Source organism: Sedimentimonas flavescens (genome assembly GCF_019264375.1).
Classification (GTDB): domain Bacteria; phylum Pseudomonadota; class Alphaproteobacteria; order Rhodobacterales; family Rhodobacteraceae; genus Rhodobacter; species Rhodobacter flavescens.
Window position 1 is genome coordinate 110,612 of record NZ_JAHVAI010000005.1, and the last position, 22,863, is coordinate 133,474.

Genomic DNA, 22,863 nt, shown 5'->3' on the forward strand with positions numbered 1-22,863 from the left:
AAGACGATAAAGAGGACGAACGCGATATGCGCGCCGAGACGCTGAATACCGTGGAAGCGATCAAGAAGTCGCTGAAACTCTTGGGCCAGCGGATGGATTGGGAAACCGCTCCGCACCGCTTGGAAGAATTCAACGCGATGATCGAGGATGGCGACCTGTGGTCGGACCCGGCGCGCGCACAAAAGCTGATGCGCGAGCGTCAGATGCTGTTGGACAAGGTCGAGACCTACAAGCGCATTGACCGCGATCTGACCGACAACGTCGAGCTGATCGAACTGGGCGAGATGGAGGATGACCCCGAGATCGTCTCGGAGGCGGAAAAGTCGCTCAAGGAACTGCGCGAGTTCTCTGCCGCCAAGGAGCTTGAGGCGCTTCTGGACGGTGAGGCCGACGGCAACGACACCTTCCTTGAAATCAACGCGGGTGCGGGTGGCACGGAAAGCTGCGACTGGGCCTCGATCCTGGCGCGGATGTATACGCGTTGGGCCGAGAAGAAGGGCTACAAGGTAGAGCTTCAGGCCGAAAGCGCGGGCGAAGAGGCAGGGATCAAGTCGGCCTCCTATAAAATCTCGGGGCCGAATGCCTATGGCTGGCTCAAGTCGGAATCGGGTGTGCATCGTCTGGTGCGCATCTCGCCCTACGACTCCGCTGCGCGGCGGCATACCTCGTTTTGTTCGGTCTGGGTCTATCCGGTCGTGGACGAAAATATCGAGATCGACATTCCGGCGAACGATATCCGCATCGACACCTACCGGTCCTCGGGCGCGGGCGGCCAGCACGTGAACACCACCGACTCGGCGGTGCGGATCACCCACTTGCCGACCAACATTGTCGTCACCTCGTCAATGAAGTCGCAGCACCAGAACCGCGAGATCGCGATGAACGCGCTGCGCTCGCGGCTCTATCAGCTTGAACTCGACAAGCGCAACGCCGCGATCAACGCCGCGCATGAGGCCAAGGGCGAGGCGGGCTGGGGCAACCAGATCCGTTCCTACGTGCTTCAGCCCTACCAGATGGTGAAAGACCTGCGCACGGGCTACGAGACCTCGGATACGCAGGGCGTTCTGGACGGCGATCTCGACGGGTTCATGGCGGCGACACTGGCCATGGATGTGGCGGGCAAATCGCGCGCCGACGCGCAGGGCGAGGATTGATCGATGGCGGCGCGGGTCTATATCACCGGCGCCGCAGGATCGGGGACCTCGTCTTTGGGGCGCGCGCTGGCCGAAAGCCTGGGCGTGCCGCATCTTGATACCGATGATTTCTACTGGGCGCCCTCTGATCCGCCCTTCACGCTCAAGCGCCCGGTGCCTGAGCGTCTCTCGCTGATGGCGCAGGCGGCGGGGCCGGATGGCGGTTGGGTCTTGTCGGGCTCGGCTGACAGTTGGGGCGATGGGTTCATTGCCGGGGCCGATCTGATCGTGTTTCTGGTGACGCCGACACCGGTCCGCCTGATGCGTATTCGCAAGCGCGAGATCGCAAAGTTCGGTGACCGGGTGCGCGAGGGCGGCGACATGCATCGCAACCATGGCGCGTTCCTGACCTGGGCCGCCTCGTATGACGATCCCTATTTTGGCGGGCGCAGTCTGCAACGCCACCGCAATTGGCTTGAAGGGCAGACCACGCCGGTGCTGGAGTTGTCGGGCGCGCGTCCGACGGCGGAGCTTGCGCAGGAATGCCTATCGCGTCTTGGCTGACGGCTAGAGCTACGACAGCAGCGGTTTTCGGGTGCCCGGGCCAAAGCACATCACGTTCCGGCCGGAGGCATCGGCGTTAGCGGCATTCAACTCTCCGTCGTCTGCGTCGACGGTCAGGTCGCCATTCAGATTATAGTACAGGTAGTGGTTGCAGCGCGCGGTCGCCGCCCGCACCAGGGTCGCTGACGAGATCGTCCCTGGTGGGGGTCAAGGCTGCTGCAGCGCGGGACGCTATTCCAACCCGGGCATTAAAGGGGGCGCTCTTGGTGTCCGCGTCCGGATCGTAGCGCCGCATTCGACAAGTCCGGATCGCAACGTGAATATGCCGTAGGCCAGCAGACGTGAGACAAACATTCGCGTCTTCAATGCGGTCTCGCCGCTTTGCCCCAATCTTTTTGTTTGCGAGAGCGCTACCACTGCCCTTAGCGTAAGCAAAAAGCAGGGAGGACACTATGACGCATATCGAGGATGGCGGACCATCAGCATTGCCCGAAATCAGGGACATGCCGGTTGCCCTTATCCCGAGTGTCCTGAGGGCGGGCCTGCGCGACTTTCTGCGCGCACCTGCCTTCGGGTTATTCTTTTCCGCCGTGTACGTCTTGGGAGGGATCGTACTGTGGCTGGTATTCTCGATGAACGGCCGGGAATGGTGGCTGGTGCCGTTCTTCCTGGGCTTTCCGCTTCTGGCGCCGTTCGCAGCCATTGGCCTTTACGAGGTCAGTCGGCGGATCGAGGCGGGCGAGCCGCTGCTGTGGCCCTCCGTATTGGGCGTGATCTTCGCACAGAAGGACCGGCAACTGCCCTCGATGGCGGTCGTGATCCTGCTTCTGTTCATGTTCTGGATGTTCATCGCACATATGACCTTTGCGATGTTCCTGGGGCTTCAGGCGATGACCAATGTCTCGACCGACCCGCTTGGGGTGCTTCTCAGCGGAAATGGCCCTGCGATGCTTCTGTTCGGCACGGCGGTCGGTGGAGCCTTTGCGCTGGTGCTGTTTGCCTTCACGGTGGTCGGGCTTCCGCTGCTGCTGGAACGTGAGGTCGATTTCATCTCGGCGATTATCGTGTCGGTTCAGGCGGTGATGGCGAACCCGGTCTCGATGATGGTCTGGGCGGGAACGATTGCGGGGCTTTTGTTCCTTGGGATGTTGCCGCTGTTTCTGGGGCTGTTCATCGTGCTGCCGGTCCTCGGACACGCCAGTTGGCATATGTACCGCCAGTTGACGGTCTGAAATGAAAAAGGGCAGCCGCAGGGCTGCCCTTTCCAATTCGTTGCCGGGGCCGATCAGGCCTCGGGGGTGCTCGGCGGGGCCAGCTTGGGGGCGCCGGTGCCCTGAAGCGGGTCGTCCTGACGCTGCACCGAACCTTCGAAATGCGCACCGGATTCGATGGCGATGGTCTTGTGGATGATGTCGCCTTCGACGCGCGCGGTCGAGGTCAGGCGCACCTTGAGGCCGCGCACGCGGCCCACGACGCGGCCATTCACCACGACGTCATCGGCGACAATCTCGCCCTTGATGGTGGCGCTTTCGCCCACGGTCAGCAGATGCGCACGGATGTCGCCCTCGACAACACCCTCAACCTGGATATCGCCGGTCGTCTTTACGTTGCCGACGATCGTCAGGTCGGACGACAGCACCGAGGCGGCGGGTTTGTTGCGGCTCGTGGGGGCAAAGTCCCCAAGCGGGCGGGCCGGCGGCGTTGCGTCGGCAGCCTTGGGCTTTTCGGTTTCCGAAGCGGCCTTGGGGCCGGGCTCGTGGATTTTGCTCTTAGAAAACATCTTTGGCAGCCTTGATGAATGTCATCGGGTTGGTGGGTGAACCGTCCACCCGGATTTCATAGTGCAGATGCGGCCCCGTGGACCGACCGGTATTGCCCATATCACCGATAAGCTCCCCGCGCGAGACTTTTTGCCCGGCCTTCACGCGGATTTTGGACAGATGGGCATAGACGGTCGTGATTCCGAACTCGTGCCGGATCTTGATGACGTTGCCATAGCCGTTCTCCCACCCGGCATCGGTGACGGTGCCGTCGGCCGGGGCGTGAATATCGGTGCCGACACGGCCGGCCAGATCGATGCCAGCGTGCAGACGGCCCCAGCGGTAGCCATAGGGCGAGGTGAAACGGAACGAACCCTGTTTGACCGGAAGCGCAAAGGGCAGGCGGTCAACCGCGATGCGATACATGTTCATCTCGTCGAGACGGGTCAGGATCTCGTTCGCGCGGTCGGTGTCGGCGCTCAGATCAAGGGCACCTTTCGACGAATAGGCGATCGGCAGCAGCGGGCCGCCGGTGCCGGAGTAGCCGCGCCGAACCTGCGACAGGATCGAGTCGGGGTTCATGCCTGCGGCCTTGAACATCTTGTTCAGCGGCTCCATCGAGATCTGCACGGCGCCTTCGAGCGTGGTGAAGATCTCGTCGTTGCGCTCTTCCATCAGGCGCTTCTCAAGGGCGATATCCTCGGCCTCAAGGCGCGCGGCTTCAGCGTCGCGGGCGGCGGCATCACGCTGCGCGGCGGTGCGGCCCAGAACAGCGGTCAGCATGTCCATCGTCCGGTCCAGATCGTGCACGCGCGCCTCGGGCGACAGGCCTTTCTGCACGTCCGCGCCATGGGCATCGGCGAGTTCAAGTCGTGCGGTGTCGCGCTCGTTCATGGTGCGGCGCAGGGTGGACTGGATCACGTTGATCCCGGTTTCCAGCTCGCGCCGCCGCTCTTCCGAGGAAAGCAGCGCGGTCTGCATCTGCGAGACCTGCTCGAGCGCGGTCTGGAAGCGTAGCTGCGCGGCGGAGGCTTCGCGGGCGCGGGCGTCGCGTTCGCGCGCAAGACTGTCGAGGCGCATCTCAAAGGCTGCTTGCGAGATCGCCGCCTGCTCGCGCGCCGATCCTGAGGAGATACGGTCGATGAACAGCAGCGAGGTGGCGAGCACCGACCAGACGAACAGCATGCCGACGGCCCCCAGAGCGGCGGTCTGAGTCAGCGGCCGCAACCGGACGAACCGGGTGGAGCTGTCCGATTTCATGAACAGGCGTTGCTCGGGCAGCCAGCGTTCTAGGCTCGAGTTCGCGCGGTCGAGGAGGCGTCTGGGCAAACCTGTGATCCTGTCTCGTTCGAGGGCAGCGGGCGCAAGGCACCCTTATCGGTGGGCCGGGAAACCGGACCGCCGGAACTGGACAGGGCTTAACAAGTGGCAAACCCGTGGCGCAACCGATTTTGCCCGGTCTGCGACCAAGGGTGGCAATTTTTTGGGCGCCATGGGCAGATTCCTGCCGATAGCGGCCCGGATCTCAGGCGAGGGCGCGGGCCGCCTCAAGCACTTCCTCGGCGTGCCCCTTGACCTTCACCTTCGGCCAGACCCGCGCGATTGTGCCTGCGCCGTCGATCAGGAAGGTCGCCCGCTCGATCCCCATATAGGTGCGGCCATACATGCTTTTCTCGACCCAGGTGCCGTAGCGCTCGCAGGTATCCGAGGCTTCGTCCGAAACAAGGATCACGCCGAGTCCGTGCTTGGCGCAGAACTTCTCGTGCTTGGCAGGAGTGTCCTTGGAGATGCCGATCACCACCGCGCCCGCCGCCGCGAACTCCCCGGCGAGGCGGGTGAAATCCAGTGCCTCGGTTGTGCAGCCCGGCGTGTCGTCCTTGGGGTAGAAGTACAGAACGACCGGTTGCGGGCGCAACGCCGAGAGCGTCAGCGCGCTTTCGCCCGACCCATTGTCGGTGCGCGGCAGGGTAAAGTCTGGCGCGGTTTCGCCGATGGCTCGCATTTGCCTCTCCTTCTGTTGCGGGCGTGGTGCTAAGGTCTAGGTCGGCGAAACGAATTGTAAACCGTAAAGCCGGACGAAAAGGGGCATATGAAGCCCCATGAGGTGGGATGAGAGACGAGCACGCAGGACAGGATCGGGCAGATGCCCCGGTTCCGCCGAATGCGCCGACGGCAGGCCCTGGGGGCCCCGCCGGGAGGCGGCCTGCACGCTTCGGGATCTGGTTGCTGCTCAGCCTGCCGGTGATTGCGCTGGCCGCGATCTTTGCCTTCATGGCGGTGACACATGTGCCGATCCGCCTGCCGGTCTGGGCCGTTGAACGCGTCGAGGCGCGCGCCAACAGCGCCCTTGAAGGACGGATGCGCGTCTCGCTGGCCGGTGGGGCCGATCTGATCGTCGACGAAGGGGGGGTGCCGCGCGTGCGCTTCCAGATGGTCGAGATCACGCGCCCCTCAGGTATGCCTCTGGCGGTTTTCGCAGAGATGCGGGCGACGCTGTGGTCGCAACCGCTGCTGCGCGGCAAGGTTGAGTTGCGCGGCTTCCGGGTGCGCGGCGCCACGCTTGCGCTACGGCGCATGGCGGATGGGCGGATCGACCTTGATCTGGGCGGCGCGGGGGCGCTGAGCGGGTTGCAGATCGGCACGCTTTCTGAGGCCACCGATCTGTTCGAGGCGGCGTTCGAGACCTCGGCGCTGAGCAAGGTCGAGCAGATCCTGGCCGAGGATGTCCGCATTCGCCTGAACGACGAACGTCTCGGGCGGGTCTGGCAGGTGTCGGAAGGGCGTTTCCGGTTGACGCAAAACCGCGAGCAGATTGCCGTGACGCTCAGCCTCGACGCCGGGCAGCGCGATGAGCTGCCCGCACAGCTTGCGCTGAGCGCGACGACGCAGAAGAGAAGCAAGGAGGCCAGCTTTGGCGCCGTCGTCACCTCGGTTCCGGCGCGCGATCTGGCGGTGCAGTCGCCCGCGCTGGCGGTGCTTGGGGTTCTGGATGCGCCGATCTCGGGGTCGCTGCGCTCGGGGCTGGATGCTCAGGGTCAGTTGAAACTGATGGAGGGCTCGCTCGAGGTTGGCGCGGGGGCGATCAGCCCGGCCGAAGGGGCCATCCCGCTTCCCTTCGCGGGCGGCAAGCTTTTCCTGAGCTATGACGGAAAAACGCAGCGGGTGCGCGTCTCTGATATGAGTTTCCAAAGTCGTGCGCTGCGCCTGAAGGGTAGCGGTCAGGCGCTTTTGCGCGATTTTCGCAACGGGCTGCCCTCGGCACTTCTGGCGCAGGTGGCGATCTCGGATCTGCGGCTTGACCCCGAGGGGATATTCGACAAACCCGCGCGCTTCTCGCAGGGCGCCGCGGATCTGCGTATCAGCTTGTCGCCCTTCAAGGTCGAACTGGGGCAGTTGCAGCTGATCGAGGGCGAGCGGCGGATCAGTGCGCGCGGCGAGGCCTCGGCCGATGCTGCGGGCTGGCGTGTCGCGCTCGATGCCGGGGTCGATCGCATCGCGCAAGAGGATCTGCTTGCGCTGTGGCCGCGGGCGCTGGTGCCGCCGACGCGTAAATGGCTGGCGGATAATGTGGCGACGGGTGAGCTGCAAAACGTCCGCGCCGCGGTGCGCCTGGCACCCGAGGCCGCGCCGCGTCTGGCGCTGAGTTACGAATTCCGGGGCGCGCAGGTGCGTATCCTGCGCTCGTTGCCGCCGGTGCAGGAAGGGCGTGGCTTTGCCACGATCCATGAGTTCAGCCATGCGCTAATGGTCGAGGAGGGGCATGTGATCGCCCCTGAGGGTGGCCAGATTGAGGTCGCGGACTCGGTGATGGTCGTGCCCGATGTGCGCATCAAGCCTGCGCCTGCCGAGGTGAAGCTGATCACCCGTTCGCCCATTCCCGCCGCGCTGTCGCTGCTGGATCAGCCGCCCTTCGAGTTCATGACGAAGGCCGGGCGCACCCCGGACATCGCCGAAGGTTGGGCCGAGGCGCAGACTGAGCTGCGCTTTGTGATGAAACGCAAGATCGCGCCGACCGAGGTGGACTTCGATGTCACGGCGCGGCTGACCGACGTGCAGTCCGACAAGGTCGTGCCGGGGCATGTCCTGTCCTCGCCTCTCTTGCGGCTAAGCGCGGATCGGTCGGGCATCGCCATTTCGGGGCGTGGCGATCTGTCGGGCACGCGGTTCGACGCGCGCTGGTCGCAACAGTTCGGCCCCGAGAACAAAGGCATCTCGGCTGTCCGGGGCTATGTCGAGATCACCCCCGAGGGGTTGGAGACCTTCCGCGTGGGGCTGCCCGAGGGCACGGTGTCAGGGGTTGGGTGGGGCTCGCTTGCGCTGGACCTGACGGCGGGTGCGCCCGCGCGCTACCGGATCGAGAGCGACCTCAAGGGTCTCGGGCTGCGCATCCCGCAGATCGGTTGGTCCAAGCCCGCCGAGGCCAAGGGTAACCTCAAGGTCGCGGGGCTACTGGGCATGCCGCCGGTGGTCGAGACGCTGGCGCTGCGTGCGCCGGGGCTGAGCGCCGATGGCAAGGTCTCTGTCAAGGCCGAGGGCGGGCTGGAGCGGGCCGAGTTCGACAAGCTGGTGATCGCGGATTGGTTCGATGGCGGGGCTGCGCTGATCGGGCGCGGCGAAGGGCGGGCTCCGGATGTTCAGATCCTGTCGGGCGCGCTTGATATGCGGCGCGCGGCCCTGGGTGGCGGCTCGGGCGGGGCGGGGGGCACAGGCATCAGTGTGGCGCTTGATCGGCTGACGATCTCCGAGGGGATCGCGCTGACCGGGCTGCGCGGCACCTTCTCGACCCAGGGCGGGCTCAAGGGCACGTTTGCCGGAAACGTCAACGGCGGCGCGCCGGTAGAGGGCGTCGTGGGCCCGGCGGACAACGGCCGTACCGCGGCGCGTATTACCGCGGCGGATGCGGGGGCGGCCATCGCCTCGGCGGGGATTTTCAGCAAGGCGCGGGGTGGGGCGCTCGACATGACGCTCTCGCCGGTCGGCGCGCATAGCTACGAGGGGCGCGCCCATGTTGCCAACCTGCGCGTGAAGGATGCGCCGGTGCTGGCCTCGATGCTCTCGGCGGCCTCGATCATCGGACTTCTCGAGCAATTGAACGGCGAGGGCATCCTGTTCACCGAGGTTGATGCGGCCTTCCGCTTGACGCCCGAGGGGTTGAGCCTCACAAGGGGCGAGGCCGTCGGCGCCTCGATGGGCGTCACCATGACCGGCAACTATTACCCCGGCAGCGGACAGATCGACATGCAAGGCGTGATATCGCCCTTCTACATGGTCAATGCGATCGGCGGGATCTTCTCGGGGCGGCGCGAGGGGCTATTTGGCTTCACCTACAGCCTCAGCGGTCAGGTGGCCGCGCCGCGCGTAGCGATCAACCCGCTGTCGATCTTTACCCCCGGCATGTTCCGCGAGATCTTCCGCCGAGAGCCGCCGAAACTGGAAGCACGATGAAACTCGACGATTTTGACTTTGATTTGCCCGATGGGCTGATCGCAACGCGCCCGGCCCGTCCGCGCACGGCGGCCAAGCTGCTGGTGGCGCAGGGCGATACGATCAGCGATCTGCATGTGGCCGATCTTGTGGATCAGTTCCGCGCGGGCGACCGGCTGGTGCTGAACAATACCAAGGTGATCCCCGCACGGCTGAATGGAACCCGCAGCCGCATGACCCCGCAGGGCGAGGCGGTTGCCAAGATCGAGGTGACCCTGCTTGAACCCGCGCCGGGGGGCGAATGGGTCGCGCTGGCCAAGCCGCTGCGCAAGCTCAAGGAAGGCGAGGAGGTGCGCTTTTCCGACGCCCTCTCGGCCACGGTCACGGCGATCGATGCGGGGCAGATGCGGATCGCCTTCAATCTGACCGGAGCCGATTTCGATGCCGCGCTGGCCGAGGCGGGGGCCATGCCGTTGCCGCCCTATATCGCGGCGCTGCGCGCGCCCGATGAGGCAGACAAGACCGATTACCAGACCGTCTTCGCACGCCACTCGGGGGCGGTCGCCGCACCGACGGCCTCACTCCACTTCACGCGCGAGCTGCTTGAGGCGCTGGCCGCCAAAGGCGTCGCCTTTACCGAGGTGACGCTGCATGTCGGCGCGGGCACCTTCCTGCCGGTGAAGGTCGAGGATGTGACCACCCACCGGATGCACGCCGAATGGGGCGAGGTCACCGCGCAGGCCGCCGCCGAGATCAATGCGACCAAGGCCGCCGGAGGGCGCGTCATCCCCGTGGGCACCACCGCCCTGCGGCTGATCGAAAGCGCCGCCGTTGCCGAGAGGCGGGTCGAGCCCTTCTGCCGCACCACCGACATCTTCATTTACCCCGGCTATCAGTTCCGCATCACCGACGCGCTGATGACCAATTTTCACCTGCCGAAATCGACGCTGCTGATGCTGGTCTCGGCGCTGATGGGGCAGGACCGGGTGCGTCGAATCTATGAACATGCGGTCAAAAACGGGTACCGTTTCTTTTCCTACGGGGATGCGTCGCTTTTGATACCCTGAGGTCGTATTTCTGGCTGACGTTTACGATGTGCTGACCTATCTGCGGCGTTCTGCCTCAAAAAGGAGTTCTCCGATGCTCACCGTTCTGCGCCAATCCTGGCCTCTGCTGCTGGGGGTCATGCTGTTCATGGTCGGGAACGGGATGCAGGGCACGCTGCTGGGTATCCGCGGCGGGATCGAGGGTATCGGCACCTATCAGATGTCGGTCGTCATGGCCTCATACTTCGCAGGTTTTCTGTTCGGCTCGCAGATGACGCCGGTATTGATCAGCCGCGTGGGGCATGTTCGGGTATTCGCCGCGCTTGGCAGCCTGATCTCGGCGGTGCTGATCCTCTATGCGGCCTTCCCGCACTGGATCGCCTGGTCGGTAATGCGTGTGCTGATCGGCTTCAGTTTCTCGGGTGTCTACATCACCGCGGAAAGCTGGCTGAACGCGGGCTCGACCAACGAGACGCGGGGGCAGGCGCTTTCAGCCTATATGATCGTGCAGATGATCGGCATCATCTTGGGGCAGTTGCTGATGAACGCAGCAGACCCGGCAGGTTTCGTGCTGTTCATTATTCCCTCGGTGCTCGTGTCTCTGGCCTTCACGCCCATTCTGCTCTCGGTCGCGCCCGCACCGACCTTCGCCGAGGTGCGCCGGCTGAGCATCCGCAAGCTCTTCATTGCCTCGCCTCTGGGCGTCGTCGGCATGTTCCTGATGGGCGGGACCTTCTCGGCGATGTTCGGGATGGTGTCGGTCTGGGGGACGCGCGCAGGGCTGAGCGTCTCGCAGATCTCGCTCTTTGTTTCAGTGATCTATTTTGGGGGGCTTGTCGCGCAATACCCGATCGGCTGGGCTTCGGATCGCATGGACCGGCGCAAGCTGATCGTCGCCGTGGCGGCGGTAGGGGCTGTGGCCATGTTCATCGCATTCGCCTTCGATCCCGGATTCTGGGTGCTGGCGGGCTTGGGCGCGGTGATCGGCGGGGTGGCAAACCCGCTTTATTCGCTGCTGCTGGCTTATACCAACGACTACCTGGATAATTCGGACATGGCGGCTGCCTCGGGCGGGCTTTTGTTCGTGAACGGGGTAGGGGCTATGTCCGGGCCGCCGATCACCGGCTGGCTGATGGAAACCGTGGGCAACGGCGGCTTCTTCCTGTTCATTGCGCTCCTGATGTCTGGCATCGCGGGATATGCGCTGTGGCGTATGACGCGACGCGCGGGCCTGACCGTAGCCGAAACCGGGGCCTATGCGGTGCTGTCCCCGGCGGCGACGGCCCTTGCCGTAGAGGCAGCTTTGGAATCGGCCCAGGAGGATGCAACGCCAGGAGAATGACCGTAAGGCCCGGAAAAGCAAGGGGATTACAAGGAAATGCTGCGCCATTAAACCTTTTGTTGATGTTTGCGGAAAAATAGTTTAATACCAAACTAGTTTTTCAAGCGGAGGAGAAAACATGGCTGCCAAGAGCTTCGATATGATCGTGATCGGCGCGGGCCCGGGCGGCTACGTCGCCGCCATCCGGGGCGCGCAGCTGGGGTTGAATGTTGCCATCGTCGAGCGCGAGCATCTCGGCGGGATTTGTCTTAACTGGGGCTGTATCCCGACGAAGGCGCTGCTGCGCTCGGCCGAGGTGTTCCACCTGATGCACCGCGCAAAGGAATTCGGCCTCTCCGCTGACAAGATCGGCTATGACCTCGATGCGGTGGTTCAGCGCTCGCGTGGCGTCGCGAAGCAACTTTCGGGCGGCATCGGCCACCTGATGAAGAAGAACAAGATCACCGTCTTCATGGGCGCGGCGACGCTGCCCAAGGCGGGCACCGTTTCGGTCACCACCGACAAGGGCGTGGAAGAGCTGACCTCGAAGGCCATTGTTCTGGCGACCGGCGCGCGGGCGCGCGAACTGCCGGGCCTTGAGGCGGATGGCGATCTGGTCTGGACCTACAAGCACGCCCTGATGCCCAAGCGGATGCCGAAGAAGCTGCTGGTGATTGGCTCGGGCGCCATCGGGATCGAGTTTGCCTCGTTCTTCAACACGCTTGGCGCGGATACGACCGTCGTTGAGGTGATGGATCGCGTGCTTCCGGTCGAAGATGCCGAAATCTCGGCTCTGGCCAAGAAGCAGTTCGAAAAGCAGGGCATGAAGATCCGTGAAAAAACCACGGTTAAGAAGCTCGACCGTGCCGCTGGCAAGGTCACCGCGCATCTCGAAAAGGACGGCAAGACCACGACCGAGGAGTTCGATACCGTGATCTCGGCCGTCGGGATCGTCGGCAACGTCGAGAACCTTGGTCTTGAGGCGCTCGGCGTGAAGATCGACCGCACGCATGTCGTCACCGATGAGTTCTGCCGCACCGCGGTTGCAGGTCTCTATGCGATCGGCGACATCGCCGGTGCGCCCTGGCTCGCGCATAAGGCCAGCCACGAGGGCGTCATGGTTGCCGAACTGGTCGCGGGCGGCCATCCGCATCCGATCAAGCCGAACTCGATCCCGGGCTGCACCTATTGCCACCCGCAGGTGGCTTCGGTCGGTCTGACCGAAGAGAAGGCCAAGGCTGCCGGCTACACCGTCAAGGTTGGCCGCTTCCCCTTCATCGGCAATGGCAAGGCCATCGCGCTTGGCGAGCCGGAGGGTCTGGTCAAGACCGTCTTCGACGCCAAGACCGGCGAGTTGCTGGGCGCCCATATGGTCGGCGCCGAGGTGACCGAGATGATCCAGGGCTATGTGGTTGGCCGCACTCTGGAAACCACCGAAGCCGAGCTGATGGAAACCGTCTTCCCGCACCCGACGCTGAGCGAGATGATGCATGAGTCGGTGCTGTCGGCCTACGGCCGCGCGCTGCACTTCTGATTTTCAGCGCCAGAATTGGCAAGGGCCCGCAGTAGCGGGCCCTTTTCGTTTTGGAGGCACGAAAAAAGGGGGGCGTCGAGCCCCCCGTTTTCGTCGGGGGCGGCGCCCCCCGGTGACCTTTGCGATCAGGCGCGTTCGATGGCACCGCCGGCAGCGTGCCAGTCATAAAGCCCGCCGAGGTTGTAGACCGTCTGGTAGCCCATCTGCGCCAGCATCTGCGCCGCGCCGTGGCTGCGACCGCCCGAGGCGCAATACAGTGCGACCGGCTTTTCCAGCGACAGTTCCTTGAGGCATTCAGGGCTCGATGGGTCGCATTTCTTCTTGAGCGACATCATCGGCACATGCAGCGCACCGACGGCCTTACCGCTTGCGCGCAGTTCCATCCCGTCGCGCACATCGATCAGGGTCAGCGCGCCCGCCGCCACCTGCGCAACGGCATCTTTGGCGTTGATGCGCTGGACCTGGGCACCGCCAGAGGGGCGAAGGAAGTTGAACATGCCGAGCACCTTTCGAATTTCGTACCGGGGCCTTCCCCGTTTATCTGGCCTGATTTGGCAGATCGGCGGCGCAAATCAAGCCTCAATTCCGATGATCACGAAAAGTATATTCAGAATCCGGAATGAATGAAGGCGCCTGCGCGGCAAAGCGCCGACCCGCCCAATACGCAGTTGGTGCGCAAGCGCCGCTTTCTTGTGATCTGCGCGAAACTGCGTTAACAAGTTCACTATTCGTTCGCGTATTTCGATTGGAGACTCAGCGCGCCTCGCCTATCTAGGGAGGGTGGAAACGGGGGCAGTCATGGCCGAGCAGAAATTCATCGAGGTGCGCGGCGCGCGCGAGCATAACCTCAAGGGCGTCGATCTCGACATTCCGCGGGATGCGTTCACGGTGATTACCGGCCTTTCCGGCTCGGGCAAGTCCTCGCTGGCCTTCGACACGATCTATGCCGAGGGGCAGCGCCGCTATGTCGAGAGCCTCTCGGCCTATGCGCGCCAGTTCCTCGACATGGCGGGTAAGCCCGATGTCGATCACATCTCGGGCCTGTCGCCCGCGATTTCCATCGAACAGAAAACGACCTCGAAGAACCCGCGCTCGACTGTAGGGACGGTGACCGAGATCTACGATTATCTGCGCCTGCTCTTCGCGCGGGCCGGCACGCCCTATAGCCCGGCCACCGGCCTGCCGATCGAGGCGCAGCAGGTGCAGGACATGGTGGACCGCATCATGGCCCTGCCCGAGGGCACGCGGGGCTACCTGCTGGCGCCCATCGTGCGCGACCGCAAGGGCGAATACCGCAAGGAATTCATCGAATTGCGCAAGCAGGGCTTTCAGCGCGTGAAGGTCAATGGTGAGTTCTATGAACTGGAGGAGCCGCCCACGCTCGACAAGAAATTTCGCCACAATATCGACGTGGTGGTGGACCGGATCGTGGTGCGTGAGGGGCTGGAGACGCGCCTAGCGGACAGCTTCCGCACGGCGCTGGACCTTGCCGATGGGATCGCGCTGTTCGAAGAGGCGCTGAGCGCGGATCAGACCGAAGCGGGGCAGGAGCCGCAGCGGATTACCTTCTCCGAGAACTTCGCCTGTCCGGTCTCGGGCTTCACCATCCCTGAAATTGAGCCGCGGCTGTTTTCCTTCAACGCGCCGCACGGGGCCTGCCCGGTCTGTGACGGTCTGGGGGGCGAGTTGTTCTTTGATGAGCGTCTGGTGGTGCCCGATCAGTCGCTGACCATTGCCGGGGGCGCGTTGGCACCCTGGGCGAAGTCGAAAAGCCCCTATTTCACGCAGACCATCGACGCGCTGGCCAAGCATTACGGCTTTGACAAGCGCAAGCAGTGGAAGGATCTGCCGGAAGAGATCCGGAACCTGTTCCTCTATGGTTCCGGCGAGACCGAGATCAAGTTCCGCTTTGACGAAGGCGGCCGGGTCTATGAGGTCAGCCGGACCTTCGAAGGCGTCATCCCGAATATGGAGCGGCGCTTCCGCGAGACCGACAGCGCTTGGGTGCGCGAGGAGTTCGAGCGCTATCAGAACAGCCGCCCCTGCGGCTCCTGTGGTGGCTACCGCCTGCGCCCCGAGGCCCTCGCGGTCAAGATCGGCGGGATGCACGTCGGGCAACTGGTCGAAATGTCGATCAAGGAGGCCCACGCGCATGTCTCAGGGATGCCCGAGCAACTGACCAAGCAAAGGCAGGAGATCGCGCGACCCATTCTTAAGGAAATCCGCGAACGTCTTGGTTTCCTTGTGAATGTCGGGCTCGATTACCTGACGCTGAGCCGTTCGGCCGGGACGCTGTCGGGCGGAGAAAGCCAGCGGATTCGTTTGGCGAGCCAGATCGGGTCTGGTCTGACGGGCGTTCTTTATGTGCTCGATGAGCCCTCCATCGGCTTGCACCAGCGCGACAATGACCGGCTGCTGATGACGCTCAAGAACCTGCGCGATCAGGGCAATACGGTGCTGGTGGTCGAGCATGACGAGGATGCGATCCGCCACGCCGATTACGTCTTCGACATCGGCCCCGGCGCGGGCGTGCATGGCGGCCAGATCGTCGCGCGCGGCACCCCCGAAGAGATCGCCGCCGACCCGGCCAGCCTGACCGGCCAGTATCTGAGCGGCACGCGCCGGATCGAGGTGCCGGTGGAGCGCCGCGCGGGCAATGGCAAGAAGCTGAGCGTGATCAAGGCCACCGGCAACAACCTGAAGGAAGCCAGCGTCGCTTTTCCGCTTGGCAAGTTCATCTGCGTGACGGGCGTTTCGGGGGGCGGCAAGTCCACCCTGACCATCGAGACGCTCTACAAGAACGCAGCCATGCGCCTCAATGGCGCGCGCGAGACCCCGGCGCCCTGCGAGACGATCAAGGGCTTCGAACATCTCGACAAGGTCATCGACATCGACCAGCGGCCGATCGGGCGCACGCCGCGCTCGAACCCCGCCACTTATACCGGGGCCTTCACCCCGATCCGCGACTGGTTCTCGGGCCTCCCCGAGGCGAAGGCGCGAGGCTACAAGCCGGGGAGGTTCAGCTTCAACGTCAAGGGTGGGCGGTGCGAGGCTTGCCAGGGCGATGGTGTGATCAAGATCGAGATGCACTTCCTGCCCGACATCTATGTCACCTGCGAGACCTGCAAGGGCCACAGATACAACCGCGAGACGCTGGAAATAAAGTTCAAGAACAAAAGCATAGCGGACGTTCTTGAGATGACGGTTGAAGATGCGCAAGAGTTCTTCAAGGCCGTTCCCTCGATCCGCGAGAAGATGGATGCGCTGGTTGAGGTGGGGCTAGGTTATATCAAGGTCGGCCAGCAGGCGACGACCCTTTCGGGCGGCGAGGCGCAGCGGGTCAAACTGTCGAAGGAGCTCAGCCGTCGGGCGACGGGGCGCACGCTTTACATCCTCGATGAGCCAACCACGGGGCTGCATTTCGAGGATGTACGCAAGCTGCTTGAGGTGCTGCACAGCCTTGTTGACCAGGGCAACACGGTCATCGTGATCGAGCATAACCTCGACGTCATCAAAACCGCTGACTGGATCGTCGATATCGGTCCCGAGGGCGGTGATGGTGGTGGTGAGATCGTGGCGGAGGGCACGCCCGAGCAGGTTGCTCTGAACCCGCGCAGCCATACCGGGCGCTACCTCGCGCCGATGTTGGGGATCAAGGTTGCAGCAGAATAAAGCCGCCGGGCGGTATCCCGCCCGGCGGCTGCTTTGACCTATGCGGTATCGGCGCCTTAGCGCAGGATTGCCGAAACCGCCCCGATCAGGTCAAGAATCTCACCGGTGCGGCGGTCCACCCGGTAGACGTAGTCGTCCTTGCTCCAGTAGTCGTAGCGCGGATTGAGGCCGTAACGGTCGGGATTGCGCAAGATGTAGTAATCGTCGCGAATACGATCGCCGATGTTCCAACGATGCTTGACCTGACCGGGCGGCATGCAGCCGTTGTTTTTCTTGGCCAGGCCCGGCGGGCAGCCTTTGTTGCCCTTTTCGACCTCAACGAAGCCGCGCGGATAAACCTTGTCCTTGTTCTTGCCATCGGCGTGGGCCGCCAACGGGCTCAGGATCAGGGCGGTGGCAAACAGAATCTGCGTGAAGTGCTTCATAAAGCTCTCCTTTCTCTCAACCCGGAGAATGCACCAAAGCGATGCCGGGTTCCATGCCCTGAAATAGGGCTGCGCGGAGTCTTGCCAAGTGCCGCGCCCGCCGGGTGTATCCGGCGGGCGCCATGGTCGCTTATTTCTTCATCGGGCAGCTGTTGAACCCGAAGATCGAATAGAGCGGGCAGCTGCCCATCAGGCCGGTCAGCAGCGGCACGACGCCGATCAGATAGGCCCAACGATAGCTCGCCTCGGCATTGAGGAAAAAGCCCGCCAGCAGGGCGAGGCCGACGAGGATGCGCAGAACGCGGTCGATGCCGCCGACATTGGATTTCAACATGATATGCTCCCTTCCCAGGCGCGTTTCGGAAAAATGCGGGCGTTTCCACCCGGCTGATCCGTACTTACGCCGAGTCGCCTTGCGCTGTCTGTGACAAGGTCACCTTCACTCAGAGACCCTCGGCGAGGGCAAGTCTGCGCAGGGAGGCGGCGTCGATGATCTCGACCGCACCGCGTTCTGTGTGCACCCATCCCCGGCGCGCGAAGGCGTCGAGGCGGCGCGAGACGACCTCGCGGGCGGTGCCGATCTGGGCGGCGATCTCGGATTGCGTGGCCTGCACCCGTCCGCCCTCGGCGCGGTTGCACAGGAAAGCGGCCAGGCGGCACTCGACCGACTGGAATGAGACACGCTCCATCAGCTGGATCATGCCGCCCATCCGCTCGGCAAACGCGGTGAAGACGAGTTGGCGAAAAGCCGGGTCGCTGTCCATCAGCGACAGGAAGACCGGGCGGGGGATCACGATCGCGCGCGATTCGGTCGCGCAAAGCGCCTCGGCGGAATAGCTGGCGTCGCCGCCCAGCAGGCCCAGGGTGGTCTGCACGCAGGTCTGCCCCGGCTCGACCGCATAGAGCAAAAGCTCGCGCCCGCCGGCGCCGGTCAGGAAGACCTCAATGCGGCCCGAAAGGATGACGGGGAAGCCCGTGACGTCATCGCCGGGGCGGTAGATGACGGCCCCGCGCGGCAGCGCCATCGGTTGCAATGCACCAAGGCGCGCCTTGCTGGCGGGGGAGAGGGCGCTGAGGCTAGGTGTGTCGGTGATCCAATCGGTCATGGATAGGTTCTAGCCCACCCGGGCGCAGGTGCAAGAGCGGCGCGCGATGACGCGCGCCGCTTGGGGTCAGGAACGGTGGCGCTTTTCGAAGCGCGGCAGCATGGCCGAGAAATCCATGCCGCGGCCGTCTTCCGTTTCGACGAACTGGGTATAGAGAGCTGCGGCAAGCTGGCCCATCGGCGTGTCGGCATCGGCAGCCTCGGCCGCCTGCTGGCTAAGCCGCAGATCCTTGAGCATGAGTTCGGCCGCGAAGCCCGGCTTGTAGTCGTTATCGGCGGGGCTTGCCGGGCCGACGCCGGGGGCGGGGCAGTAAGCGTTCATCGTCCAGCTATAGCCCGACGAGGTCGATACCACGTCAAACATCTTCTGCCGATCAAGGCCGAGCTTGTCGGCCAGTGCAAAAGCCTCGCAGGTGGCGATCATGGTCACGCCGAGGATCATGTTGTTGCAGATCTTCGCGGCCTGACCGGCGCCAGCGTCGCCGCAATGGACGGCCTTCTGGCCCATGATGTCAAAAAGCGGTTTGACCTTGTCGAAGGCCTCGGCCGAGCCGCCCACCATGAAGGTCAGCGTGCCGTTGGTCGCACCACCCACGCCACCCGAGACCGGGGCGTCGAGCGCACCAAGACCGGCCGCCGCTGCCTGTTCGGCCACGGCACGGGCACTTTCGACATCGACGGTCGAGCAGTCACACAGCACCGCGCCCGGAGCCATCGCCGGGATCACCTCGGCCGCGACGGCGCGCAGGATCGCGCCGTTGGGCAGCATGGTGATGACCACATCCGCGCCCTGGGCAGTTTCAGCGGCGCTGGCGGCTTTTCTGACACCCTCGGGCATCGGCGCGGCAAGGTCGAAGCCCGTCACCTCATGGCCCTCGCGCGCAAGGTTCGCGGCCATCGGTCCGCCCATGTTGCCCAATCCGATAAATCCGACTTTCATATTTCCTCCCATGGCGTCAGGCGCCAAAATCAATCCTCGAAGGGGATCTTCCATTCCCCTGGCACCGGCTCCAGCATGGCCGCAACGACCGCCTCCGACAGGGTCTCATGCGTGTATTTCCAACGCGGGTTGCGGTCCTTGTCGATGATCTGGGCGCGGATCCCCTCAAGGAAATCGCCGTCCTTCGCCGCGCGCAGGGTAAAGCGGAATTCGTTTTCAAGCGCGGTGCGAATGTCGGGCGACTGGCGCGTCATGCGGATCAGACGCAGGGTCGCCTCTTCCGACAGGGCCGAGTTGCGGCGCAAAATCGCCAGCGTATCGGCGGCGAAATCGCCCTCCATTCCCGCAAGGGCCTGCATGATCTCCGGCACAGTGGCGCCGGCAAAGGCCGCGTCGATCACCGGGCGCTGGTCGTGCAGATAGCCGGCTTTAGGGGGCACAATGCCCTTGGGCAGAACCCCCGGATCGCCGGTCTCACAAAGCGCGAGTTTGAGCGCCTCCCACTCGGCCTCTGGAACATAGAGATCTGCAAAGCCCGTGTAGATCGCATCCGCCGCTCCGATCCGGGTGCCGGTGACGCCCAGATATTCGCCGACACGGCCGGGCGCTTTGGCCAGAATCATCGTGCCGCCCACGTCGGGGATCAGGCCGATGCCGGTTTCGGGCATGGCAATCTGCGTCGTATCTCCGACAATCCGGTGCGCGGCATGGCTACCCACACCCACGCCGCCGCCCATCACGAAGCCCTGCATAAAGGCGACAATGGGCTTGCGATATTCGGCCACCGTCGCATTCATGCGGTATTCTTCGCGCCAGAAAGTCGGGCCGGTGGTGAAATCGCCCTGCAACCCCATGTGATAGATCTTGGCGATGTCGCCGCCCGCGCAAAAGGCGCGCTCGCCCGCGCCGTCAATGATCACCACCGCGACCTCGGGATCGTCGCGCCAGGCCAGCAGGGCATTCTCGATCCCCATCGACATCTCGTAGTCGAGTGCATTGAGCGCCTTGGGACGATTCAGCGTGATCCAGCCGGCGCGGCCCTCTTTGCGGGCGATGATGGTCGGAAGATCAGTCATCAGCCGCGCTCCGCCAGCAAGGCGCGGCCAACGATCAGCCGCATGATCTCGTTCGTGCCTTCAAGGATCTGGTGCACCCGCAGGTCGCGGACGATCTTTTCGATCCCGTAATCGGCCAGATAGCCATAGCCACCGTGCAACTGGAGGCACTGGTTGGCAACCTCGAAGGCCGAGTCGGTGACGTAAAGCTTGGCCATCGCGCAGAACTTGGTCGCGTCGGGCGCTTTGTTATCAAGCTTCCACGCCGCCTGACGCAGGAAGGTGCGGGCCGATTGCAGCTTGACCTCCATCTCAGCCAGCCGGAATTGCAGCGCCTGGAACTGGTCGATGGATTTGCCGAAGGCCTTGCGCTCGCCCATGTAGGTCAGGGTGGCGTTCAGGGCCGCCTGCGCGCCGCCAAGGGCCGAGGCCGCGATGTTCAGCCGCCCGCCGTCAAGCCCGGCCATCGCATAGGCGAAGCCTTTGCCTTCCTCGCCCAGAAGGTTGTCCGCGGGGATCACGCAGTCGTCGAACTGGACCTGCGCGGTCGGTTGCGCGCGCCAGCCCATCTTGTCTTCCAGCCCGCCAAAGCTCAGCCCCGGCGCGCCATCCTCGACGATGACGGTCGAGATGCCCTTGGGGCTGTTGTCGCCGGTGCGCACCATGGTGACATAGACGTCGGAATAACCGCCACCCGAGATGAAGGCCTTGTTGCCGTTCAGCTTCCAGCCGTCATTCGTGCGCTCGGCGCGGGTGCGCAGCGCGGCCGCGTCCGAGCCGGAACCCGGTTCCGTCAGGCAGTAGGAGAAGATCTTTTCCATCGAGCACAGCGCCGGAAGCCAGCGTGCCTTGGTCTCCTCGCTGCCGAACTTGTCGATCATGCCGCCGCACATGTTGTGGATCGACAGGAACGAGCCGACCGCCGGGCAGGACATCGCCAGCGCCTCGAAGACCAGCGTCGCATCAAGCCGCGAAAGGCCCGAGCCGCCGTATTCCTCGGCGACGTAGATGCCGCCAAGGCCCAGCTCGGCCACCTTGGGCCACAGCTCTTTCGGGATCGTGCCAGCGGCTTCCCATTCGCGGGCAAAGGGGGCGATGTTCTCTTGGCCGAATGCCAGGGCCATGTCGAAGATGGCCTGCTGCTCTTCGCTCAGAGCAAAATCCATGGTTTCCTCCCCGAAACGCGTGAATTGAACGTCTGTTTAGTTGTGAAACCTTGCAAGAATTTTGCAAGGGGCCGATCCGGGGCAACTGAATCCGGATGGCATGCAGGCCGTGGCGACCCGCCGGGAGGGCTGGGGGCGCCGCAGCGCCCCCGAACCGATCAGTCCATTGCCTTGAAGTTGAAGGCCGAGCCTTCCTTGATGCCCGACGGCCAGCGCGAGGTGATCGTCTTGGTGCGGGTGTAGAAGCGGAACCCGTCCGGGCCGTGCTGGTTCAGATCCCCAAAGCCCGACTTTTTCCAGCCGCCAAAGGTGTGGTAGGCCAGCGGAACCGGGATCGGAACGTTGATGCCGACCATGCCGATGTTGATGCGGTTGGCAAAGTCGCGCGCGGTGTCGCCGTCACGGGTGAAGATCGCGGTGCCGTTGCCATATTCATGGTCCATGGCGTAGCTCAGCGCTTCTTCGTAGGTCTTGGCGCGGACGGTCGAAAGCACGGGTCCGAAGATCTCCTGCTTGTAGATCTCCATGTCGCGGGTGACGTTGTCGAAGAGGGTCGGGCCGACGAAGAAGCCGTTCTCGTAGCCCTGCAGGCTGAAGTCACGACCGTCGCAGACCAGCGTCGCACCTTGCTCGACGCCCGAGCCGATGAGGCCCTTGATGCGCTCGGCGGCGGCGGCGGTCACGACCGGGCCGTAATCGACGTCATCGCCAGCGGTGTAGGGGCCGACCTTCAGCTTTTCGATGCGCGGTACCAGCTTTTCGATCAGGCGGTCGGCGGTTTCGTCGCCTACCGGAACGGCGACCGAGATCGCCATGCAGCGCTCGCCCGCTGCGCCGAAGCCTGCGCCAACCAGCGCGTCGGCGGCCTGATCCATGTCGGCGTCCGGCATGATGATCATGTGGTTCTTCGCACCGCCGAAGCACTGCGCACGCTTGCCGGTCGCGGCGGCACGCTCATAGATATACTGCGCGATCGGGGTCGAACCGACGAAGCCCACCGCTTGGATGATTTCGCTGTCGAGGATCGCGTCCACCGACTCCTTGTCGCCGTTGACGACCTGCAGAACGCCGTCGGGAAGGCCCGCTTCCTGGCAGAGTTCGGCCAGCATCAGCGGGACCGAAGGGTCACGCTCGGACGGCTTGAGGATCATCGCGTTGCCCGAGCTGAGCGCGGGGCCCATTTTCCACAGCGGGATCATGGCGGGGAAGTTGAACGGCGTGATGCCGGCGACGACGCCAAGCGGCTGGCGCATCGAGTACATGTCGATGCCGGGGCCGGCGCTGTCGGTGAACTCACCCTTGAGCATCTGCGGCGCGCCGATGCAGAACTCGATCACTTCGAGGCCGCGCTGCACGTCGCCCTTCGCGTCGGGGAAGGTCTTGCCGTGCTCGGACGAGAGCGCCTCGGCCAGCTTGTCCATGTCGCGGTTGATCAGGCGCACCAGTTCCATCATGACGCGGGCGCGCTTTTGCGGGTTGGTGGCACCCCAGGCCTTCTGGGCCTCGGCGGCGGCGGCGATGGCCGCGTCCAGTTCCGCCTTGGTGGCAAGCGCGACCTTGGCCTGCACTTCGCCGGTGGCGGGGTTGTAAACGTCGGCAAAGCGGCCCGAAGTGCCCGCAACATGTTTGCCGTTGATCCAGTGACCGATCTCTTTCATCGCATCCTCCCGTGGATTGATTGGCGACACATTAGCCTTGCGAAAATGCCAGAAAAAGAG

General features: G+C 64.0%; 19 protein-coding genes. 8 read left to right on the forward strand and 11 right to left on the reverse strand.

Annotated features, from left to right (window positions below):
• The first annotated feature begins 26 nt into the window (after nucleotides 1-26).
• The 3 genes from prfB (at nucleotide 27) to KTQ37_RS06600 (ending at nucleotide 2,929) form a co-directional block, all read left to right on the forward strand.
• On the forward strand, nucleotides 27-1,154 hold the full coding sequence (gene prfB, locus KTQ37_RS06590; protein ID WP_218629702.1) for a peptide chain release factor 2: 1,128 nt from the start codon (nucleotides 27-29) through the stop codon (nucleotides 1,152-1,154).
• Between the two features lie 3 nt (nucleotides 1,155-1,157).
• Nucleotides 1,158-1,697: an ATP-binding protein gene (locus KTQ37_RS06595; protein ID WP_218629703.1), complete on the forward strand. Its 540-nt coding sequence runs from the start codon at nucleotides 1,158-1,160 to the stop codon at nucleotides 1,695-1,697.
• 503 nt (nucleotides 1,698-2,200) lie between these two features.
• The gene (locus KTQ37_RS06600; RefSeq protein ID WP_236021105.1) at nucleotides 2,201-2,929 is read left to right on the forward strand and encodes a DUF2189 domain-containing protein; all 729 of its coding nucleotides are present in this window, start codon (nucleotides 2,201-2,203) and stop codon (nucleotides 2,927-2,929) included.
• A gap of 53 nt (nucleotides 2,930-2,982) precedes the next feature.
• Here the strand turns inward: KTQ37_RS06600 and KTQ37_RS06605 are convergent, their stop codons facing one another.
• The 3 genes from KTQ37_RS06605 to KTQ37_RS06615 all read right to left on the reverse strand — a co-directional run bounded on the left by KTQ37_RS06605 (nucleotide 2,983) and on the right by KTQ37_RS06615 (nucleotide 5,459).
• The gene (locus KTQ37_RS06605; RefSeq protein ID WP_218629705.1) at nucleotides 2,983-3,477 is read right to left on the reverse strand and encodes a bactofilin family protein; all 495 of its coding nucleotides are present in this window, start codon (nucleotides 3,475-3,477) and stop codon (nucleotides 2,983-2,985) included.
• Nucleotides 3,467-4,786: a M23 family metallopeptidase gene (locus KTQ37_RS06610; RefSeq protein ID WP_218629706.1), complete on the reverse strand. Its 1,320-nt coding sequence runs from the start codon at nucleotides 4,784-4,786 to the stop codon at nucleotides 3,467-3,469. The genes KTQ37_RS06605 and KTQ37_RS06610 overlap by 11 nt, the downstream gene beginning before the upstream one ends.
• Nucleotides 4,787-4,982: 196 nt before the next feature.
• Nucleotides 4,983-5,459: a peroxiredoxin gene (locus KTQ37_RS06615; RefSeq protein WP_218629707.1), complete on the reverse strand. Its 477-nt coding sequence runs from the start codon at nucleotides 5,457-5,459 to the stop codon at nucleotides 4,983-4,985.
• A 107-nt stretch (nucleotides 5,460-5,566) separates the two neighbouring features.
• Here KTQ37_RS06615 and KTQ37_RS06620 point away from each other — a divergent pair, with 107 nt between their 5' ends.
• From KTQ37_RS06620 to lpdA, 4 genes are all read left to right on the forward strand, one after another.
• Nucleotides 5,567-8,902, forward strand: a complete 3,336-nt coding sequence (locus KTQ37_RS06620) for an AsmA family protein (protein ID WP_218629708.1) — start codon at nucleotides 5,567-5,569, stop codon at nucleotides 8,900-8,902.
• The gene (gene queA, locus KTQ37_RS06625; RefSeq protein WP_218629709.1) at nucleotides 8,899-9,948 is read left to right on the forward strand and encodes a tRNA preQ1(34) S-adenosylmethionine ribosyltransferase-isomerase QueA; all 1,050 of its coding nucleotides are present in this window, start codon (nucleotides 8,899-8,901) and stop codon (nucleotides 9,946-9,948) included. The genes KTQ37_RS06620 and queA overlap by 4 nt, the downstream gene beginning before the upstream one ends.
• 73 nt (nucleotides 9,949-10,021) lie before the next feature.
• Nucleotides 10,022-11,269, forward strand: a complete 1,248-nt coding sequence (locus KTQ37_RS06630) for an MFS transporter (protein WP_218629710.1) — start codon at nucleotides 10,022-10,024, stop codon at nucleotides 11,267-11,269.
• A 118-nt stretch (nucleotides 11,270-11,387) separates the two neighbouring features.
• Complete coding sequence (lpdA, locus tag KTQ37_RS06635) at nucleotides 11,388-12,782, forward strand: dihydrolipoyl dehydrogenase (RefSeq protein WP_218629711.1); 1,395 nt, start codon at nucleotides 11,388-11,390, stop codon at nucleotides 12,780-12,782.
• Between the two features lie 125 nt (nucleotides 12,783-12,907).
• Here the strand turns inward: lpdA and KTQ37_RS06640 are convergent, their stop codons facing one another.
• Nucleotides 12,908-13,279, reverse strand: coding sequence for a rhodanese-like domain-containing protein (locus KTQ37_RS06640; protein WP_218629712.1), 372 nt, complete (start codon nucleotides 13,277-13,279; stop codon nucleotides 12,908-12,910).
• Nucleotides 13,280-13,580: 301 nt separating this feature from the next.
• Here KTQ37_RS06640 and uvrA point away from each other — a divergent pair, with 301 nt between their 5' ends.
• Nucleotides 13,581-16,454: an excinuclease ABC subunit UvrA gene (gene uvrA / locus KTQ37_RS06645; RefSeq protein ID WP_218629713.1), complete on the forward strand. Its 2,874-nt coding sequence runs from the start codon at nucleotides 13,581-13,583 to the stop codon at nucleotides 16,452-16,454.
• A 56-nt stretch (nucleotides 16,455-16,510) separates the two neighbouring features.
• On the opposite strand, the gene KTQ37_RS06650 is transcribed toward uvrA, so the two are convergent.
• The 7 genes from KTQ37_RS06650 to KTQ37_RS06680 form a co-directional block, all read right to left on the reverse strand.
• Nucleotides 16,511-16,879 carry an excinuclease ABC subunit A gene (locus KTQ37_RS06650; protein ID WP_218629714.1) on the reverse strand — a complete coding sequence of 123 codons (369 nt, stop codon included), beginning with the start codon at nucleotides 16,877-16,879 and terminating at the stop codon, nucleotides 16,511-16,513.
• Between the two features lie 130 nt (nucleotides 16,880-17,009).
• Nucleotides 17,010-17,213, reverse strand: a complete 204-nt coding sequence (locus KTQ37_RS06655) for a YgaP family membrane protein (RefSeq protein WP_218629715.1) — start codon at nucleotides 17,211-17,213, stop codon at nucleotides 17,010-17,012.
• A gap of 109 nt (nucleotides 17,214-17,322) precedes the next feature.
• Nucleotides 17,323-17,985 carry a Crp/Fnr family transcriptional regulator gene (locus tag KTQ37_RS06660; protein WP_218629716.1) on the reverse strand — a complete coding sequence of 221 codons (663 nt, stop codon included), beginning with the start codon at nucleotides 17,983-17,985 and terminating at the stop codon, nucleotides 17,323-17,325.
• A 66-nt stretch (nucleotides 17,986-18,051) separates the two neighbouring features.
• Complete coding sequence (gene mmsB, locus KTQ37_RS06665; RefSeq protein ID WP_218629717.1) at nucleotides 18,052-18,924, reverse strand: 3-hydroxyisobutyrate dehydrogenase; 873 nt, start codon at nucleotides 18,922-18,924, stop codon at nucleotides 18,052-18,054.
• Between the two features lie 29 nt (nucleotides 18,925-18,953).
• A complete protein-coding gene (locus KTQ37_RS06670; protein ID WP_218629718.1) occupies nucleotides 18,954-20,000 on the reverse strand; it encodes an enoyl-CoA hydratase/isomerase family protein in 1,047 nt (348 codons plus the stop codon).
• Nucleotides 20,000-21,145, reverse strand: a complete 1,146-nt coding sequence (locus tag KTQ37_RS06675; protein WP_218629719.1) for an acyl-CoA dehydrogenase family protein — start codon at nucleotides 21,143-21,145, stop codon at nucleotides 20,000-20,002. Before KTQ37_RS06675 ends, KTQ37_RS06670 begins: the two co-directional genes overlap by 1 nt.
• 158 nt (nucleotides 21,146-21,303) lie before the next feature.
• Nucleotides 21,304-22,803 (reverse strand): CoA-acylating methylmalonate-semialdehyde dehydrogenase, encoded by a 1,500-nt coding sequence (locus tag KTQ37_RS06680; RefSeq protein ID WP_218629720.1) that lies wholly within the window; start codon nucleotides 22,801-22,803, stop codon nucleotides 21,304-21,306.
• Nucleotides 22,804-22,863 lie beyond the last annotated feature (60 nt).

Bases quoted from the DNA above. Each gene is read 5' to 3' on its own strand.
- prfB (WP_218629702.1), top strand. From the start codon at position 27: ATGCGCGCCGAGACGCTGAATACCGTGGAAGCGATCAAGAAGTCGCTG.
- KTQ37_RS06595 (WP_218629703.1), top strand. From the start codon at position 1,158: ATGGCGGCGCGGGTCTATATCACCGGCGCCGCAGGATCGGGGACCTCG.
- KTQ37_RS06600 (WP_236021105.1), top strand. From the start codon at position 2,201: ATGCCGGTTGCCCTTATCCCGAGTGTCCTGAGGGCGGGCCTGCGCGAC.
- KTQ37_RS06605 (WP_218629705.1), bottom strand. From the start codon at position 3,477: ATGTTTTCTAAGAGCAAAATCCACGAGCCCGGCCCCAAGGCCGCTTCG.
- KTQ37_RS06615 (WP_218629707.1), bottom strand. From the start codon at position 5,459: ATGCGAGCCATCGGCGAAACCGCGCCAGACTTTACCCTGCCGCGCACC.
- KTQ37_RS06620 (WP_218629708.1), top strand. From the start codon at position 5,567: ATGAGAGACGAGCACGCAGGACAGGATCGGGCAGATGCCCCGGTTCCG.
- queA (WP_218629709.1), top strand. From the start codon at position 8,899: ATGAAACTCGACGATTTTGACTTTGATTTGCCCGATGGGCTGATCGCA.
- KTQ37_RS06630 (WP_218629710.1), top strand. From the start codon at position 10,022: ATGCTCACCGTTCTGCGCCAATCCTGGCCTCTGCTGCTGGGGGTCATG.
- lpdA (WP_218629711.1), top strand. From the start codon at position 11,388: ATGGCTGCCAAGAGCTTCGATATGATCGTGATCGGCGCGGGCCCGGGC.
- KTQ37_RS06640 (WP_218629712.1), bottom strand. From the start codon at position 13,279: ATGTTCAACTTCCTTCGCCCCTCTGGCGGTGCCCAGGTCCAGCGCATC.
- uvrA (WP_218629713.1), top strand. From the start codon at position 13,581: ATGGCCGAGCAGAAATTCATCGAGGTGCGCGGCGCGCGCGAGCATAAC.
- KTQ37_RS06650 (WP_218629714.1), bottom strand. From the start codon at position 16,879: ATGAAGCACTTCACGCAGATTCTGTTTGCCACCGCCCTGATCCTGAGC.
- KTQ37_RS06655 (WP_218629715.1), bottom strand. From the start codon at position 17,213: ATGTTGAAATCCAATGTCGGCGGCATCGACCGCGTTCTGCGCATCCTC.
- KTQ37_RS06660 (WP_218629716.1), bottom strand. From the start codon at position 17,985: ATGACCGATTGGATCACCGACACACCTAGCCTCAGCGCCCTCTCCCCC.
- mmsB (WP_218629717.1), bottom strand. From the start codon at position 18,924: ATGAAAGTCGGATTTATCGGATTGGGCAACATGGGCGGACCGATGGCC.
- KTQ37_RS06670 (WP_218629718.1), bottom strand. From the start codon at position 20,000: ATGACTGATCTTCCGACCATCATCGCCCGCAAAGAGGGCCGCGCCGGC.
- KTQ37_RS06675 (WP_218629719.1), bottom strand. From the start codon at position 21,145: ATGGATTTTGCTCTGAGCGAAGAGCAGCAGGCCATCTTCGACATGGCC.
- KTQ37_RS06680 (WP_218629720.1), bottom strand. From the start codon at position 22,803: ATGAAAGAGATCGGTCACTGGATCAACGGCAAACATGTTGCGGGCACT.